This window comes from Paenibacillus sp. FSL H3-0302 (assembly GCF_037982245.1).
In the GTDB taxonomy this organism is placed as follows: Bacteria; Bacillota; Bacilli; order Paenibacillales; family Paenibacillaceae; genus Paenibacillus_AQ; species Paenibacillus_AQ odorifer.
The window spans coordinates 6,148,546-6,165,516 of sequence record NZ_CP150284.1 but is presented as its reverse complement, the minus strand read 5'-3'; the positions used below and the strand labels follow the sequence as shown (position 1 = coordinate 6,165,516).

The 16,971-nt window shown below is 43.0% G+C and carries 12 protein-coding genes; 11 read left to right on the top strand and 1 reads right to left on the bottom strand.

Annotation, left to right across the window (positions count from 1 at the left end):
- Positions 1 to 4: 4 nt before the first annotated feature.
- The 8 genes from ahpF (at position 5) to MHH50_RS27315 (ending at position 13,908) form a co-directional block, all read left to right on the top strand.
- The gene (gene ahpF / locus MHH50_RS27350) at positions 5 to 1,534 is read left to right on the top strand and encodes an alkyl hydroperoxide reductase subunit F (protein ID WP_076277814.1); all 1,530 of its coding nucleotides are present in this window, start codon (positions 5 to 7) and stop codon (positions 1,532 to 1,534) included.
- Between the two features lie 257 nt (positions 1,535 to 1,791).
- On the top strand, positions 1,792 to 2,613 hold the full coding sequence (locus MHH50_RS27345; RefSeq protein WP_076129804.1) for a methyl-accepting chemotaxis protein: 822 nt from the start codon (positions 1,792 to 1,794) through the stop codon (positions 2,611 to 2,613).
- Positions 2,614 to 2,729: 116 nt separating this feature from the next.
- Positions 2,730 to 3,446, top strand: a complete 717-nt coding sequence (gene deoD / locus MHH50_RS27340) for a purine-nucleoside phosphorylase (protein ID WP_036681380.1) — start codon at positions 2,730 to 2,732, stop codon at positions 3,444 to 3,446.
- 301 nt (positions 3,447 to 3,747) lie between these two features.
- Positions 3,748 to 10,596 (top strand): S-layer homology domain-containing protein, encoded by a 6,849-nt coding sequence (locus MHH50_RS27335; protein WP_340033710.1) that lies wholly within the window; start codon positions 3,748 to 3,750, stop codon positions 10,594 to 10,596.
- 233 nt (positions 10,597 to 10,829) lie between these two features.
- Entirely contained in the window at positions 10,830 to 11,858 is a 1,029-nt protein-coding gene (locus tag MHH50_RS27330; protein ID WP_076185482.1) for a cation diffusion facilitator family transporter, read from the top strand.
- A gap of 74 nt (positions 11,859 to 11,932) precedes the next feature.
- Positions 11,933 to 12,253, top strand: a complete 321-nt coding sequence (locus MHH50_RS27325; protein ID WP_076128794.1) for a metal-sensitive transcriptional regulator — start codon at positions 11,933 to 11,935, stop codon at positions 12,251 to 12,253.
- A 105-nt stretch (positions 12,254 to 12,358) separates the two neighbouring features.
- Positions 12,359 to 12,688 carry a four-helix bundle copper-binding protein gene (locus MHH50_RS27320; protein WP_076193614.1) on the top strand — a complete coding sequence of 110 codons (330 nt, stop codon included), beginning with the start codon at positions 12,359 to 12,361 and terminating at the stop codon, positions 12,686 to 12,688.
- Positions 12,689 to 12,909: 221 nt separating this feature from the next.
- The gene (locus tag MHH50_RS27315; RefSeq protein ID WP_076128790.1) at positions 12,910 to 13,908 is read left to right on the top strand and encodes a globin-coupled sensor protein; all 999 of its coding nucleotides are present in this window, start codon (positions 12,910 to 12,912) and stop codon (positions 13,906 to 13,908) included.
- A gap of 78 nt (positions 13,909 to 13,986) precedes the next feature.
- Here MHH50_RS27315 and MHH50_RS27310 read toward each other — a convergent pair whose 3' ends face one another.
- Positions 13,987 to 14,157 (bottom strand): hypothetical protein, encoded by a 171-nt coding sequence (locus MHH50_RS27310; protein WP_155288200.1) that lies wholly within the window; start codon positions 14,155 to 14,157, stop codon positions 13,987 to 13,989.
- 137 nt (positions 14,158 to 14,294) lie between these two features.
- Here MHH50_RS27310 and MHH50_RS27305 point away from each other — a divergent pair, with 137 nt between their 5' ends.
- The 3 genes from MHH50_RS27305 (at position 14,295) to MHH50_RS27295 (ending at position 16,643) form a co-directional block, all read left to right on the top strand.
- Positions 14,295 to 14,618 carry a PadR family transcriptional regulator gene (locus tag MHH50_RS27305; RefSeq protein WP_036681391.1) on the top strand — a complete coding sequence of 108 codons (324 nt, stop codon included), beginning with the start codon at positions 14,295 to 14,297 and terminating at the stop codon, positions 14,616 to 14,618.
- A 16-nt stretch (positions 14,619 to 14,634) separates the two neighbouring features.
- Complete coding sequence (locus tag MHH50_RS27300; protein ID WP_076193619.1) at positions 14,635 to 15,171, top strand: DUF2812 domain-containing protein; 537 nt, start codon at positions 14,635 to 14,637, stop codon at positions 15,169 to 15,171.
- Positions 15,172 to 15,410: 239 nt separating this feature from the next.
- A complete protein-coding gene (locus MHH50_RS27295; RefSeq protein WP_340033709.1) occupies positions 15,411 to 16,643 on the top strand; it encodes a glycosyl hydrolase family 8 in 1,233 nt (410 codons plus the stop codon).
- Positions 16,644 to 16,971: the final 328 nt, after the last annotated feature.

Below are 16,971 nucleotides of genomic sequence, written 5' to 3'. Positions count from 1 at the left end.
CTAAATGAAACTAGATCAAGAAATAAAAGCTCAACTAGCGCAATACCTAGAACTCTTGGAAGGCGATGTAGTACTGAAACTCAGTGCAGGCGCTGACGAGGCATCACAAGAGATGACCGAACTAGTTGATGAAATTGCCAAAATGTCACCTAGGATTACGGTGGAAAGAACCGAACTGTCTAGAACCCCAAGCTTTAGTGTAAATCGTGTGGGTGAAGATACAGGCGTAACCTTTGCCGGAACTCCGCTTGGACACGAATTTACTTCATTAGTATTGGCTCTGTTGCAGGTTAGCGGAAGAGCTCCTAAGGTTGAGCAAAGTGTAATTGATCAGATCAAAGGCATTAGTGGTGAATATAAGTTTGAAACTTATGTTAGCCTGAGCTGTCATAATTGCCCTGATGTTGTACAAGCACTGAATCTTATGAGTATCTTTAATCCGGGCATTACCCATACGATGATTGACGGTGGAGTATTCAAAGAAGAGGTAGAAAGCAAAGAAATTATGTCTGTTCCAAGCGTCTACCTTAATGGTGAATTTTTCGAAAGTGGTCGTATGACGGTTGAAGAAATTTTAGCTAAAATGGGCAGCAGTGTGGACGCATCTGAGTTTGACAATAAAGCTCCATATGATGTGCTTGTTGTCGGCAGCGGCCCAGCTGGTGCAAGTGCAGCCATTTATGCGGCACGTAAAGGTATTCGTACAGGTATTGTTGCTGAACGCTTTGGCGGACAGGTTAACGACACGCTTGGTATCGAGAACTTTATTAGTGTGAAGTACACTGAAGGTCCTCAACTCGTAGCTAAACTTGAAGAGCAAGTAAAAGAGTATGGCATTGATGTGATGAAATTGCAGCGTGTCAGACGTCTAGACAAAAATGACTTAATTGAAGTTGAACTTGAGAACGGTGCTGTTCTAAAGAGTAAGACGGTCATTCTGTCTACAGGTGCTCGTTGGCGGAATATGGGCGTGCCTGGTGAAGCTGAATTCAAGAACAAAGGTGTAGCCTACTGCCCACACTGTGATGGTCCTTTGTTTGCAGGCAAAGATGTTGCAGTTGTTGGCGGCGGTAACTCAGGTATTGAGGCAGCTATTGACCTTGCAGGTATAGTGAAGCATGTAACGGTTCTGGAATTTGCTCCAGAGCTCAAAGCTGATGCTGTACTGCAAGATCGTCTCTATAGCCTTCCTAACGTTACTGTTCTTAAAAACGTGCAAACTAAAGAGATTACCGGAACTGATAAGGTAAATGGTATTTCTTATGTTGATCGTGCGACAGAAGAAACTCACCATGTTGAATTGCAGGGTGTATTTGTACAGATTGGTCTGGTTCCAAATACAGAATGGCTAGGTGACACAGTTGAACGTACTCGCGTAGGTGAGATTGTTGTAGATAGCCATGGTGCTACTAGCTTACCAGGAGTATTTGCTGCTGGTGACTGCACTAATAGTGCTTATAAACAAATCATTATCTCGATGGGATCCGGTGCAACTGCAGCGCTAGGAGCATTTGATTATCTGATCCGTAACTAATCGATATTGTTAGTAACAGCAAGAGAACGAAAGCCCTCACTTTTCACAAAGTGGGGGCTTTTTTTATCTTTTGTGAGAGAGAAATGGGTGTTTGTAAACTTTTTTGGAGGATTTTATGAAGATTTTCGCGAATACATATCTAAAATATGAATTAAGCAAAATTAAGGGTTTAGATTAAATGCATGTATGTAAGGCATGATCTGGTTAGACTTGGTGCGCTATAAATAACGTTTTGCTGGAATGGAGACTATATTTCTGTGATTAACAACATTGAATCGTTAGACAAATTTATCTCACTTATACCAATTATAAAATTATCTATCCCCGCTGATTTATCAATAGCGATATGTGATTTGGAACGGTTCGTTGCTTATTTTCCTGGCGACACCATAAATTTAAACATTAACGAAGGACAACCTTTACACAAAGAAGAACCACTTTACTTAGCGATACAAGAGAATCGTACCTTGAAGTCCGATGTTCCAGCCCACTTTTATGGATTTGAGTTTACAGGTACAGCAACACCTCTTCACGATCAAACGGGACAAGTCATTGGCGGGATTGCAGTTCAGATTCGAAGACAAAGTGAATTAAAAGCCATTGTAGAACAAATCTCGGAATCATTATCCCAAGCCAATGAGCAAATTAATAATATTTCCTATGGCGTAAGTTCACTTTCCGATCACTCTCAGGAACTACTCATTCAATCTCAGCAGGCTGGAAAAGATGTGGAGAATACAACAGAAGTCCTATCCATTATAAACAGGGTTGCTGATCAAACGAATTTACTTGGGCTGAATGCTGCAATAGAAGCAGCGCATGCAGGTGAGAAAGGTAGAAGTTTTGAAGTCGTAGCCAAGGAAATCCGGAAATTTTCAAGGGAAACCGTCGCCTCGACGCAAAACATAAATAAAACCATGTTACAGATTAAGGGAATTACGAATCAAATGGCTAATTCGATAGAGAAGATAGCAGCTATCGGCCAAGAACAGGCGGCATCTGTTCAGCATACTTCTACATTTATTGAGGAAATAAAGATAATGTCCCAAAAACTTAACGAGTTTGCTAATAAATTATAAAAAGAGATTCAGTAGCAGTATTTTTGTCGCAATAAAAGAAAATTTTAAACGTATATTTAAAATCATGAATGGTATAGTAAGATAGTAATGAGTAATCAACATAGGAGGAATAAATTATGTCAACGCCGCACAATGCAGCACAAAATGGTGAAATCGCCAAAACAGTATTAATGCCAGGAGATCCTTTGAGAGCGAAGTATATTGCAGAAACCTATTTGGAGAACCCAACCCAATTTAATACGGTACGTAATATGTTTGGATATACAGGAACTTATAAAGGCAAAGAGGTTTCGGTAATGGGTTCGGGAATGGGAATGCCAAGTATCGGTATTTATTCTTATGAACTATACAAAAACTATGGTGTGGAAAACATCATTCGTATCGGTAGTGCTGGAGCATATACTGATAAATTGAATTTATTTGACGTGGTGTTGGCGGATAGCGCGTGGAGTGAATCTACATATGCCTATGTGCAAAGCGGTGTAGAAGGAGATATCCAGCTGCCAAGTAAAGAATTGAACGAAGTCATTGAAGCAGCGGCTACACGTATTAACAAGCCAGTTCTGACGGCGAGAATTCATTCCAGCGATGTATTCTATCATGAAGACAATGTGCCTGGAGTTAATGAATTTTACAATGAACATGGCTGTGTTTGTGTAGAAATGGAGAGTTATGCGTTGTTCCATAATGCGAAAGTGTTAGGTAAACAAGCTGCATGTATTCTTACCATTTCCGATTCGTTAGTTACTCATGCTGTAACCACGGCAGAAGAAAGACAAAATTCTTTCAACGGCATGATGGAAGTAGCTTTAGAAGCAGCGATTTCTATTTAATAAAAAAGATTAAGCAGCTTAAAAAGTTCTACGAGAAAAAGCTTGAAAGCCTATTAAATTCAGGATTAAGTCCTGATATTTAATAGGTTTTTTTCTCATTTGTAAGGTTGTGGAAATGGATAGGTGAAGCGTGTAAATTATTGTTGTTTTTAATCAAAATTTAATGTTAAATTCGTAATAATTCTCTCGGATTATACCGATATAAAAATCAAACCAAATGGCTACAAATCTTAGAAAAGACATCTAATCTCCATATGGTGGAAGTATTTATATTTTGGTGTAATGCCAAAGGGGGAAAATTGTGATTAAGCGGAGTGGCAATCTTTTATTAGCAATAAGTTTAGTATTCTCTATCGTCAGTTCTCTGTTTATGCCTGCAGTAATTTATGCAGCACCCAGCAATAGCAATAGCAATATCATAGATCAAAGCTCCACATCAGCTGGAAATTTGAGCAGTGTTGCTTTTGGTAACAATGTTTTTGTAGCGGTGGGCCAAGGAGGGATATCTACATCATCAAATGGCGTAGATTGGTCTATCTCAAAAAAGGCGGGGAACCCCAAACTAACTTCTATTGTGTTCGCTAATGGGCTGTTCTTAGCTATTGATGGTAGCGAAAAGGCAGTATACAATTCACTCGATGGTGAAAATTGGACAAAAAAAACGTTAGCTATCACACCGGAAAGGTTGAAAGCGGTCAATGAAAAGTTCTTTGTATGGCAGTCAGTATATAAACCTGGCACCAATCCACCTTCTTATGATGTAACTCTACTACAATCCTCGGATGGCATTAACTGGACAGACACAGGAATCACTTCTACCAATGCAATATTCGGAATGCAAAGCTTAACGGATATTGCTTATGGCAACAACAAATATGTGGTCTCTGCTAACAATGCTGTCTATTATACCTCAACGAATCTGATCAATTGGACAACGGTCACCTTAACCGATCTTGTGATCAACCACTATAACTCTAGTTGGCCTTATGTTACGAATGTAATCTATTTAAATAATCGTTTCTTTAGTTATATCGTGACTCCGTATGCTAAAAAAGTATTCACCTCTACAGACGGTGCTAATTGGACCGTTGATGCCTCATGGGATAACAAGCAATTTTATGGGGGAGGTTCTTTAAATGGGAGCTATTTGTTGTTTGGGCAGGGTGTAATTTATAAATCTTCTGCGGCTCCGCTGGACAGCACCCAGTGGACATCTTCGGATACCCATACAACAATGATGATGAACAATATGGTTTACGGAAATGGAAAATATGTTGCTTCAGGGGGCAACGGCTTACTGGTTTCTTCTGACCTATCGGCGTGGAGTAATGTCAGCGGTAATCTGAAAAGTATTGCTAAGGATGGTAATGGCAATTATGTTGCCGTCTCATCCGGGGAATATGGCTCTATTTACAAATCTAATAGCTCCGCAGTATGGAACGATGTCACACCCTCCAAGCTGCCGGGAATGAATGCGGTCACTTATGGAGCAGGGAAGTTTATTGCGGTTACAGATAAAGAAAACTACAATCTTAACGCCAAAGTGGTGACCTCGACCAACGGTGATACTTGGACTATGACAGATACCGGAGTGCAGGACAATCTGACTGGCGTTGCTTTTGGCACAAATCAGTACGTTGCTGTTTCCGATTATGGCGGAATTTATTCTTCAGTTAACGGAACCTCATGGACAGAGAGATTTAAAAATGGGGATTTTGCATTTAATACAGTAGCTTACTTGAATAATCAATTTGTAGCTCTTGGGATGAAATACAATAGTACTACTTATGAGCAAGAGAGCGTTGTTATCGCAAAATCATCAGATGGAATACAGTGGAATGTGCCCTTAGAGATTGGGTTCCCCAATACTTCTTTAAAGGGAATTGCCTATGATGGTAGAGCTTATATTCTGGTTGGAGAAGATACACTTAGCCAGCAGGCAGTAATTCTAACCACAGAAGATTTGGTAACTTTTACGAAGGTTACAATGTCAGCTAGCGCACTAAATAATATCAGCTTTGGTAATGGGAGTTTTCTGGCTGTTGGATTGAAGGGGGAGTTATTCTCTTCGGCAGACGGATCCACGTGGACTCAGGAAACATCTGATCTTACCTCTAATCTTAATGGCATTATTTACGATGGTACTAATTTTAAGGTCGTGGGGGATTATTTCACTAAAATGACCCTGAACCTAGGACCTACTCTTGCATATAGCATCACCGCCTCAGCGGCGACTTTAACACCTGTCGTAGGTGTAGATAATGGGATTACGCTGACCGTGAAAAATTCGCTGGGCGATACGGATACAACGTTCACCGGAACGAAAGAAGTGACGGTAACCGGTTATGATGTTGCGCCGGACGGAACGTACGGAAGCTTAGGAAGCACCGCTTTGGCAGCTTCACCGAGCAAGATCAACGTTAATTTCGTTGAGGGTGTAGCACAGGTGAACCTGAAGCTGAACAAAGCTGGCGCGCAAGCGGTTGTGTTCAGCCAAGCAGGCGTAGCCACGCCAGCAGCAACAGCGCTGAACATTGCACCTGTCGCAGGTAGCACAGCGACAATGAAGCTGACCACAGGCGTAAGTGCTCCGCAAGCCAATGGCGGCAGCTTCGCGCAGCAGCCAGTAATTACTTTGCTGGATCAGTTTGGGAATGTAAACCTTGGCGACAACAGTACGGTTGTTACTGTGTCGAAGAAGGACACAGGAAGCTGGACGTTGACGGGGAATACGACGTTGACGGCAGTAGCGGGTCTCATTTCCTTTACGGATCTGGGAGCTACGAATGCAGCTGGAATCACCGGAGCCCAACTGGCATTTGATGCGACAGGACTTCCACAGATCACTAGTGTAGCGTTGAATCTTCCAGAGCCACAGGGAGCCCAAATCATCACCGCCTCAGCGGCGACGTTGACACCTGTCGTAGGTGTAGATAATGGCATTACGCTGACCGTGAAAAATTCGCTGGGCGATACGGATGCAACGTTCACCGGAACGAAAGAAGTGACGGTAGCGGGTTATGATGTTGCGCCGGACGGAACGTACGGAAGCTTAGGAAGTACCGCTTTGGCAGCTTCACCGAGCAAGATCAACGTTGATTTCGTTGAGGGTGTAGCACAGGTGAACCTGAAGCTGAACAAAGCTGGCGCGCAAGCGGTTGTGTTCAGCCAAGCAGGCGTAGCCTCGCCAGCGGCAACAGTGCTGAACATTACACCTGTCGCAGGTAGCACGGCGACAATGAAGCTGACCACGGGCGTAAGTGCGCCGCAAGCCAATGGCGGCAGCTTCGCTCAGCAGCCAGTAATTACTTTGCTGGATCAGTTTGGGAATGTAAACCTTGGCGACAACAGTACGGTTGTTACTGTGTCGAAGAAGGACACAGGAAGCTGGACGTTGACGGGGAATACGACGTTGACGGCAGTAGCAGGTGTCATTTCCTTTACGGATCTAGGAGCTACGAATGCCACTGGAATCACCGGAGCCCAACTGGCATTTGATGCGACAGGACTTCCACAGATCACTAGTGTAGCGTTGAATCTTCCAGAGCCACAGGGAGCGCAAAGCATCACTGCCTCAGCGGCGACGTTAACGCCTGTCGTAGGTGTAGATAATGGCATTACGCTGACTGTGAAGAACTCGCTGGGCAATACGGATACAACGTTTACCGGAACGAAAGAAGTGACGGTAACGGGTTATGATGTTGCGCCGGACGGAACGTACGGAAGCTTAGGAAGTACCGCTTTGGCAGCTTCACCGAGCAAGATCAACGTTGATTTCGTTGAGGGTGTAGCACAGGTGAACCTGAAGCTGAACAAAGCTGGCGCGCAAGCGGTTGTGTTCAGCCAAGCAGGCGTAGCCACGCCAGCAGCAACAGCGCTGAACATTGCACCTGTCGCAGGTAGCACAGCGACAATGAAGCTGACCACGGGTGTAAGTGCCCCGCAGGTCAATGGCGGCAGCTTCGCGCAGCAGCCAGTGATAACGCTGCTGGATCAGTTTGGGAATGTGAATATTGGCGACAACAGTACGGTTGTTACTGTGTCCAAGAAGGACACTGGAACCTGGATGTTGACGGGGAATGTGACGTTGACGGCAGTAGCGGGTGTCATTTCCTTTACGGATCTGGGAGCTACGAATGCAGCTGGAGTTACCGGAGCGCAACTGGCATTTGATGCGACAGGACTTCCACAGGTCACTAGTGTAGCGTTGAATCTTCCACAGCCACAGGGAGCACAAAGCATCACTGCCTCAGCGGCGACGTTGACACCTGTCGTAGGTGTAGATAATGGCATTACGCTGACCGTGAAAAATTCGCTGGGCAATACAGATACAACGTTCACCGGAACGAAAGAAGTGACGGTAACGGGTTATGATGTTGCGCCGGACGGAACGTACGGAAGCTTAGGAAGTACCGCTTTGGCAGCTTCACCGAGCAAGATCAACGTTGATTTCGTTGAGGGTGTAGCACAGGTGAACCTGAAGCTGAACAAAGCTGGCGCGCAAGCGGTTGTGTTCAGCCAAGCAGGCGTAGCCTCGCCAGCGGCAACAGTGCTGAACATTACACCTGTCGCAGGTAGCACAGCGACAATGAAGCTGACCACGGGCGTAAGTGCCCCGCAGGCCAACGGCGGCAGCTTCGCTCAGCAGCCAGTAATTACTTTGCTGGATCAGTTTGGGAATGTAAACCTTGGCGACAACAGTACGGTTGTTACTGTGTCGAAGAAGGACACAGGAAGCTGGACGTTGACGGGGAATACGACGTTGACAGCAGTAGCGGGCCTCATTTCCTTTACGGATCTGGGAGCTACGAATGCAGCTGGAGTTACCGGAGCGCAACTGGCATTTGATGCGACAGGACTTACAGAGATCACTAGTGCAGTTATTGACCTTACCTGGCCTGAACTTGCTGCGCCAAGTATTGAGTCTGTAACAGCAGGAAACGGATATATTCGTATTACTTGGAGTCCCGTATATGGTACCGATAGTTACGCTGTATATCAGTCTACAGCTTCGGGTGTTTATGGAGCTGAGGTAGCTACTATAAGTGGCTCTGAGAACAGTTACGATGCTGTAGGATTAATTAATGGAACTGCTTATTATTTTATTGTTAAAGCTGTTAATCCTGATGGTATCAGTGCGGCTTCCAATGAAGTAACTAGAACGCCTCAGGTTCCAGCGCCGGGCGCGCCAATACTTCATTCACCTGTGGCAAGTAATGGCCTCATCGGCTTAACATGGGATCCGGTGAAGGGTGCGATTGGATACACTATATATCAAGGTATCACTTCTGGAATCTATGAGACCCAAGTGGCTACAGTAAGCGAATCTGTCTACAACTATGATGTGACAGGGTTAACTAATGGCCAATCTTATTATTTCGTAGTTAAGGCATCTAATCCGGGCGGGGAGAGTGCAGCTTCTAACGAAGTCAGCACGAAACCAAGAACATCACCATCTGCACCTACGGACTTAATAGCGGTAGCGGGAGATGGCGAGGTGACTGTGACATTTGCAGTTCCTGATTCGAACGGGGGAACTCCAATTACGAATTATGAGGTTACTGCTTCTCCGGGTAATATCGTAACAGTTGGGGCAACAAGTCCAATAACGGTAACAGGTCTAGCGAATGGAATCACTTATTCGTTTACAGTTAAAGCGATTAATAGCGCTGGTAGTAGTGTAGCTTCTGAAGTTTCGAACTCCGTGACACCGAAGTCATCAACGGAGGTTGAGGTTACACCTACACCGCCAACACCAACACCAACGCCAACGCCAACAGAATCACCGACATCAACACCGACATCAACACCGACTGCACCACCTTCAACAACTGCACCAACTGCAACAGCAGGATCCACTGCTACAGCTACAGCTACAGCTACAGCTACACCATCTAGCAGCTTGGTTGAGGTATTGGTGAACGGTAAGGTTGAAAATGCCGGAACAGCAACGATATCTGAGTATAACGGGCAGACGGTTACCACGATTGTTGTAGATCAGGCAAAAATAGAGCAACGTATCGAAAAGGAAGACCAGAATGCAATTATAACTATCCCTGTGACTGCGACTTCAGATGTGATTATTGGCGAGCTTAATGGCCAAATCATCAAAGATATGGAGCAGAAGCAGGCGCTGCTAATCATTCGTACTCCAAAAGGTACTTATACAATATCAGCAGCACAGATTGATATCAGTGCAATTTCAAAACAGTTTGGCACAGACATTGCTCTACAAGATGTGAAGGTGCAAATTTCAATTTCTGTTCCGACTGCGGATGCACTGAAAAGAATAGAAATGTTGGCAGCCAATGAAAAGCTAACGTTGGTAGCTCAGCCATTAGATTTCACGGTGAAGGTTACTTACGCTGGGAAAACTGTTGAACTCACTAAGTTTAATACCTATGTGGAAAGAACTATTCCTCTAGCGGATGGTGTAGACCTTAAGAAGATCACGACTGGGCTAGTGCTTGAAGCGGGGGGGACGTTCCGCCATGTACCCACACAGATTGTTGCCATTGATGGCAAACACTTTGCGAAAATACACAGTTTAACGAACAGTACGTATTTTGTAGTTCAAGATCCACAGAACTTCAAGGATGTCGCTACCCACTGGGCTAAGGACATTGTCAATGAGATGGCTTCCCGTAAGGTTATTAATGGAGTCGGCGACGATTTGTTTAACCCTAATCTGGAGATTACACGTGCAGAATTTGCGGCGATTATCGTACGTGGATTGGGATTGAAGTTGGAAAGCGGGACAACATCCTTTACGGATGTAAAGGTCTCAGATTGGTATAATGATGCTGTGCAGACAGCTTACTCCTATAAGCTAATCAACGGTTTTGAAGATGGAACGTTCCATCCAACAGACAAGATTACTCGGGAACAGGCGATGAGTATTATTGCTAAAGCTATGGTGATTACCGATTTGAAGACAAATCTTCCGGCCAAAGAAGCAAGCGAGCTGCTGAGCATTTACACGGATGCGAATGAAGCATCAGACTGGGCGAAGAGTGGCATCGCAGACAGCCTGCAAGCAGGAATCATCACGGGCAGAAGCGGAAATGTACTTGCCCCACAAGCCTTCATTACGAGAGCAGAAGTTGCGGCTATCATCCAAAGATTGCTGCAACAATCAGATTTGATTTAATACACGGTTCTGATTCGAGAGGATCCTTCATGCAGGAAGAGCTGCGGAGGGTCCTCTTTATTTTATTAGGTCAGAGACAATCATTTGTTGCTTTTTTATTGACAAGAAGAAAAATCCAGTTAATAATAACACATGAACACATGCTCATATGTTATTATTAACTGGAGCTTTTGAATGTAACTGCGCAGGGCTACGAATACTATCTAGCTGAAGGTAATAGGAGGTTAAGCATGATGAACAAGAAGAACAAACGCAATCATCAGGTCGAGAATGTACACGGGCAACAGTCCAATCACGATCACAGTAACCACGACCACGCTCATGAAGGACACAGTCACGCTCATGAAGGACACAGTCACTCCCATGGTTCTCACGGGCATCAACATTTTGATCCTAGTGGAAATAAAAAAGGGCTTTTGATTGCGTTGATCATTACGGTTGGAATTATGTTTTTGGAGTTTTTTGGTGGGTTGATTACTAACAGCTTAGCCCTGTTATCGGACAGTGGGCATATGCTAAACGATGCAAGCTCTCTAGCATTAAGCCTAGTAGCGGTCTGGTTTGCAACTAAACCTGCTTCTCCGAACAAAACGTATGGTTTTCATCGATTTGAAATTTTGGCGGCACTCTTAAACGGAGTTACTTTATTTGTAGTTGCTGGATTTATCATTGTAGAAGCTTATGGGCGGTTTTTTGAGCCGCCGACAGTTGCCAGCGGATCTATGATGCTGATCGCAAGTATTGGTCTTTTAGCCAATGTGGCTAGTGCATGGTCGCTTATGAGAAAAGGGGATGTGAAAAATAACATTAATCTCCGTAGTGCTTATCTCCATGTGCTTGGTGATGCTTTAGGTTCAGTAGGGGCAATTATTGCCGGTTTAATCATGATGATTTTTGGCTGGTATGTTGCTGATCCAATCATAAGCGTACTGGTTGCTCTATTGATTCTTAGAGGGGCATGGGGAATTATCAAACATACCGTTCACGTCCTTATGGAAGGCACCCCGATTACAATTAATCCAGCTGAAGTAAAGGAAATCCTCGAAAGCATTGAGGGGGTTAAAAATGTCCATGACCTGCATATCTGGACCATAACTTCGGGATTAGATTCACTCAGCTGTCATATCTTAATTGAAGAGGAAGCAGATGACCAACGCATTTTGCAGCAAGCGATTCGGTTAATTGCCGATCATTTCAAAATTCAACATACAACCATTCAGGTTGAAACTTCAGCTATAGTTCATGAAGAATTGAAAATCTAATCAATGATTTATTTTTTGAATAGAATAGGGGGGCTATAGTATAATAAAAATACGAGGAAAGGGGTGATCGGTGCATGGATAATCTGACTCACGAGCATGAATCATGCAGTACGGATGAGCGGAAAAGTCATCACTCAGATAAAACTAAAAAGAATTTGATTAGCCGGCTCAATAGAATTGAAGGTCAAGTTAGAGGGCTAAAAGGGTTAATTGAAAAAGACACCTATTGTGATGATGTGTTGCATCAAATCTCCTCGGTCCAATCTGCATTGAACGGCGTGGGCAAGCTTTTGCTGGAGCATCATATGAAAAGTTGTGTAGTGGAACGTATCCAGGAAGGTGAGAACGAGGTACTGGATGAACTATTAGTTACCATCAATAAATTAATTAGATAATTGATCAATCGGAAGGATTCCCCGGAATCCTTTTTTATTTGCTCAAATTGGGTATATATAGAGTAGGGGACTATCCTAATTAATGAATTGAGAGGAGAATGTGTTATGGCACATCAAAACTACAAAGAGTGTATCGATGAGTGTTTAAAATGTATGATAGCTTGCAATCACTGTTACTCAGCTTGTTTGGATGAGGATCATGTGGGGATGATGAAGGAGTGCATTCGCCTGGATCGTGAATGTGCAGATATATGCGAGTTTGCAGCTCATGCCATGTCGATGAACAGTAAATATGCAAAAGAGATTTGTTTAGCTTGTGCAGAAGCTTGTGAAGCCTGCGGCAACGAATGCCAAAAGCATGATCATGAACATTGCCAGCAATGTGCAGAAGCTTGCTTAGCTTGTGCAAAAGTTTGCCGTGAAATGGCGGCGTAATTTAAAGCTTGAAACTGAAAGGGCTGCTGCGGCAGCCCTTTATTCATGAATAGGAAGCCAAATCTAAGGGCAACTAGTGAGGTTTTGTAAAATTATTAAGCAATATAGGTAAATATAGTGTTAAAATTTATTGAAATAATACCTTTATAATCAAGAGATATAGATGCCATAGGGGATGGCTGAGAAAAATAAACAGTTATGAGAGGGATGTTAACGACGGTATGATCAATCTTAGTCCAGAACGACTCCAGCAAGTTAGCTATATAGGGATTACTGAGGCTGATTTAGAATTATTAAAAAGCAAGGAGAAAGAATTCAACTTAATCGTTAGCTCATTGGTTGAGGAGCTGTATAAACAGATGACGATGGAGCCAGAGCTGCTCCACATCATTGAGCAGCACAGTACACTGGATCGATTGAAAGAAACACAGCAGTGGTATTTTTTATCTATGGCCGCTGGTGTGATCGATGAAGCATTTATTGAAAGACGTTTGCTTATCGGGAAAATCCATTCCCGTATTGGATTAACAACGAATTGGTATTTGGGGACGTACATATTATATCTGGATCTGGCTACTGCTTATTTTGAACGGATATTACCAAACGAATGGAAGCCTGTTATCCATGCCTTAACCAAGATGTTTAATCTCGATTCACAGCTCGTTCTTGAAGCCTATGAAGTGGATGAAAAAGCAAAAATAGAAAACTTGCTGGAGAAGCAAAATCACCTGCTTACAGGAGTGAGTTCAGCCGTTCAGGAGCTGGTATCTTTGATGGTTCAATTAAAGGATAGCAGTGAATCGATAGAAAGTTTAGCTAGTAAAAATGCTGATTATCAAGAGAAAACGCATCAAACGGTATTATATTTGGACAAAGAGGTGGAGTCTATTCATCAAGTGGGTACGATGATTAGAGAAGTGGCTGATCATACGCATCTTTTAGGCCTGAATGCGGCTATTGAAGCAGCCAGAGCTGGGGAGTTTGGAAGAGGTTTTGAAGTTGTGGCTAATGAAGTTCGTAAGCTAGCCCGTCGCTCAAAGGATTCACTGGTAACCATTGACCAGAAACTCGACAATATCAATGCCACCCTTTCCAAGGTGAAAAAAGAATCGGAACATAACTCCATGTATTCCAAGGATCAGGTCAAAAGCTCTCAAGAGCTGGCTTCCTTCGTGAACTTAATTGAAAAAGTGACTGCTGAGTTAGAGAACTTGAAATGAAGCTGCCACGGATTGAAACACTCCTTCAGAAAATTCTGAGGAGTGTTTTTTGATTGAAGAAGTTATTAGCGGTATAGCTTAAACATCAGTTTTGGAGACACCGTTTAAGCTGGGCACATAATCAGCAGCCTTATCGATGTTCACCATCTGAGCGGCTTCATTGAAATTGTTGTTATTCTCCGCATTGTTTTTCTTACTTGGTTGATGTTTTCCTGGAGCTTCTTTGGGATTGGCACTATTTTTGGGCATGACATTCACCTCCATATTCTTCACCTAGTATGAGAAGGTAGTTTGAATTTTATGCCAGCAGTTGACAAGTGTATCATTAAAAGATATAGTTCATTTAATGATATATCTTTTAATGATACATATGAGGAGGTGATTAAGTGTCAAGAACGGACTCATTGGAAATGGGAGAGCTCACAGACACTGCATTTTATATTCTCTTGTCTTTAGTCGAAGCCAAACACGGATATCTGATTATGAAATCAATCGAAACGATGACGAACAATCAATTTTCAATTGGGCCTGCTTCCATGTATACAACCATTAAGAAGCTGTTAGCGGCTGAATTTATTGAGCTGTATAAAGAAGAAGAGGACGACAAACGAAAAACGTATATTGCAACGGAAAAAGGAATTGGATTGCTAAGAAAAGAAGTAGAGCGCCGAAAAGAAATGATTAGACATGCAGAACAAATTCTCAAATAAAAGGTGGGGAATAGGCATGAAGAATACAAAATATGTGACCAGCGGGGGCTTAGCTTTTACTGAAAAAGGAGATATGCAGAAATTGAGTAAGTATGCCAAAAGGGGCTGGCTCCTGGAGAGCTTTGCACCTTTGGGTTATAAGTTAAGAAAGGGAGATCCCCAGAATCTTGAGTACAGTGTAGATTATCACACGAATGTCGATGAGGAGTATTATTTGATTTTTGAAGATGCCGGATGGACTTATGTCTGTTCTGCCGGAAATGGGTTTCATATCTTTCGGGCAGCTGCAGGTACGGCGCCTATCTACTCGGACACAGGGACCCTCATTGACAAATATGAACGTGAAAAGAAAACGATGGGCAAAGTAGCCTTGCCATTGCTTATAGCTTTGATTGCTTTTATCTTCCTAGCGATCTTGGGCGTTAATGGATGGTTACCTGAGATCGTGAGGAATATCAGCCTGGTGTTAGTAGTGGTCACACTTTGTATGTTGGTCTTTCCGGGTCTTCCATACATTGCGTATCGATTCAAATTGAATAAATTACGAGAATAGCGAATGGATTTTTATCTAAAGGATGTTTGCACAGCCATGAATGAAGTTGGTTGTGGAACCATCCTTTTTTTTAGTTGAGGAGTGAGAACAAATCTAAGTCTCAGATATATAGTACTAATGATCTGTTAATGGAATTGCTTATATATTAATTCCATATTCTGTATTACAATGATAGCGAATACGAATTAGCTTGCTGTTTTCTTTCAAATTTATTACCACAATTGAAGAGGAGGCAATGAATGATGAAGAAGGATACAAAGCTTAGGTTGAGTTGGAAAAGCCTTATTGTCGTATGCTTGGTAATTAGTATTCTTCCTGCCGGTTCCGCGTTTGCAGCAGTGAACAAACCTTTTCCACAACACACCACCTACACGAGTGGATCTATCAAGCCAAACAATGTAACCCAGACCAGTATGGATAATTCAGTGAAGAACAAATGGGATGCGTGGAAAACGGCCTATCTCAAACCAGCTGGCACTGGCAAATATTACGTTAAGTATAATTCAGATGGAGAAACGGTATCTGAAGCACATGGTTATGGGATGTTATTCACAGTTTTGATGGCTGGTTATGACAGCAATGCTCAGACTTATTTTGACGGCTTATATAATTATTACAAGGCTCACCCAAGTGCAATTAACCCTTATTTGATGTCCTGGAAGCAAAATAGCAGCTTTCAAAACATTGAAGGCGAGGATTCTGCTACAGATGGAGATATGGATATAGCTTTCTCATTGCTGCTTGCGGACAAGCAGTGGGGAAGTAGCGGTACGATCAATTATTTACAAGCTGCAAAAGATATCATTAATGCGATTATGGACAATGAGATTAACCAGACACAGTGGACGATCCGTCTAGGTGACTGGGCGAATAGCGGCTCGTATAATACGGCAACTAGACCTTCGGATTTCATGCTAAATCATTTAAAAGCATTCCAACAGGCTACAGGAGATACCCGCTGGACGAGTGTTATCGATAAAACGTACACGATTATAAATAGCCTTTATACGGGTTATAGCTCTAGCACTGGGCTCTTGCCTGATTTCGTAGTTTACTCTGGGGGTGTGTATAAACCTGCTGCGGCGAATTTCCTTGAGGATGCCAATGACGGGAATTACAATTACAATTCTTGTCGTACCCCATGGCGGATCGCAACAGATTATTTAATTACTGGGGACAGCAGGGCGCTTACGCAGCTTAATAAGATGAATAGCTGGATTAAGACTAAAGTAAGCAGTACACCTGGTAGTATAAAAGATGGGTATAAGCTAAACGGAACCGTATTTGGAAGTTACAATAGCGGTGCTTTCTATGCTCCATTTGGGGTCAGTGCGATGACCTCATCAACTTACCAAAGCTGGTTGAATTCTCTCTGGAGCCACACAGCAAGCAGTGCTGCAGAAGATTACTATGAAGACAGCATCAAGCTGTTTTCGATGATCGTTATGTCTGGTAACTGGTGGACCTATTAAGAGAACGTATAGTTAGAAAAAGGCTGTCCCCAAAACGTTCATGCCCAAAACCATAAAAGTCAAACAGAACAGCGATTCTCCTAATATCGGGGAATCGCTGTTCTGCATTTTTGGTCAACTACTGTTTGCTTCAGTAGATTAGGGGCAAAAGTAAAGCCACCTGATCTCTAATGTTACGGCGGAGCATCCTTTATTTGATAACCAATTGAATCATGGGGCGTACCTAATGATGCTCCAAATGATGCAATAAGTGAAGCACTTATACAGTAATTAGGGAATTTCTCCCTAAAATTCAGAGAATTTTGTTCATCAGACTTATAATTAGGGA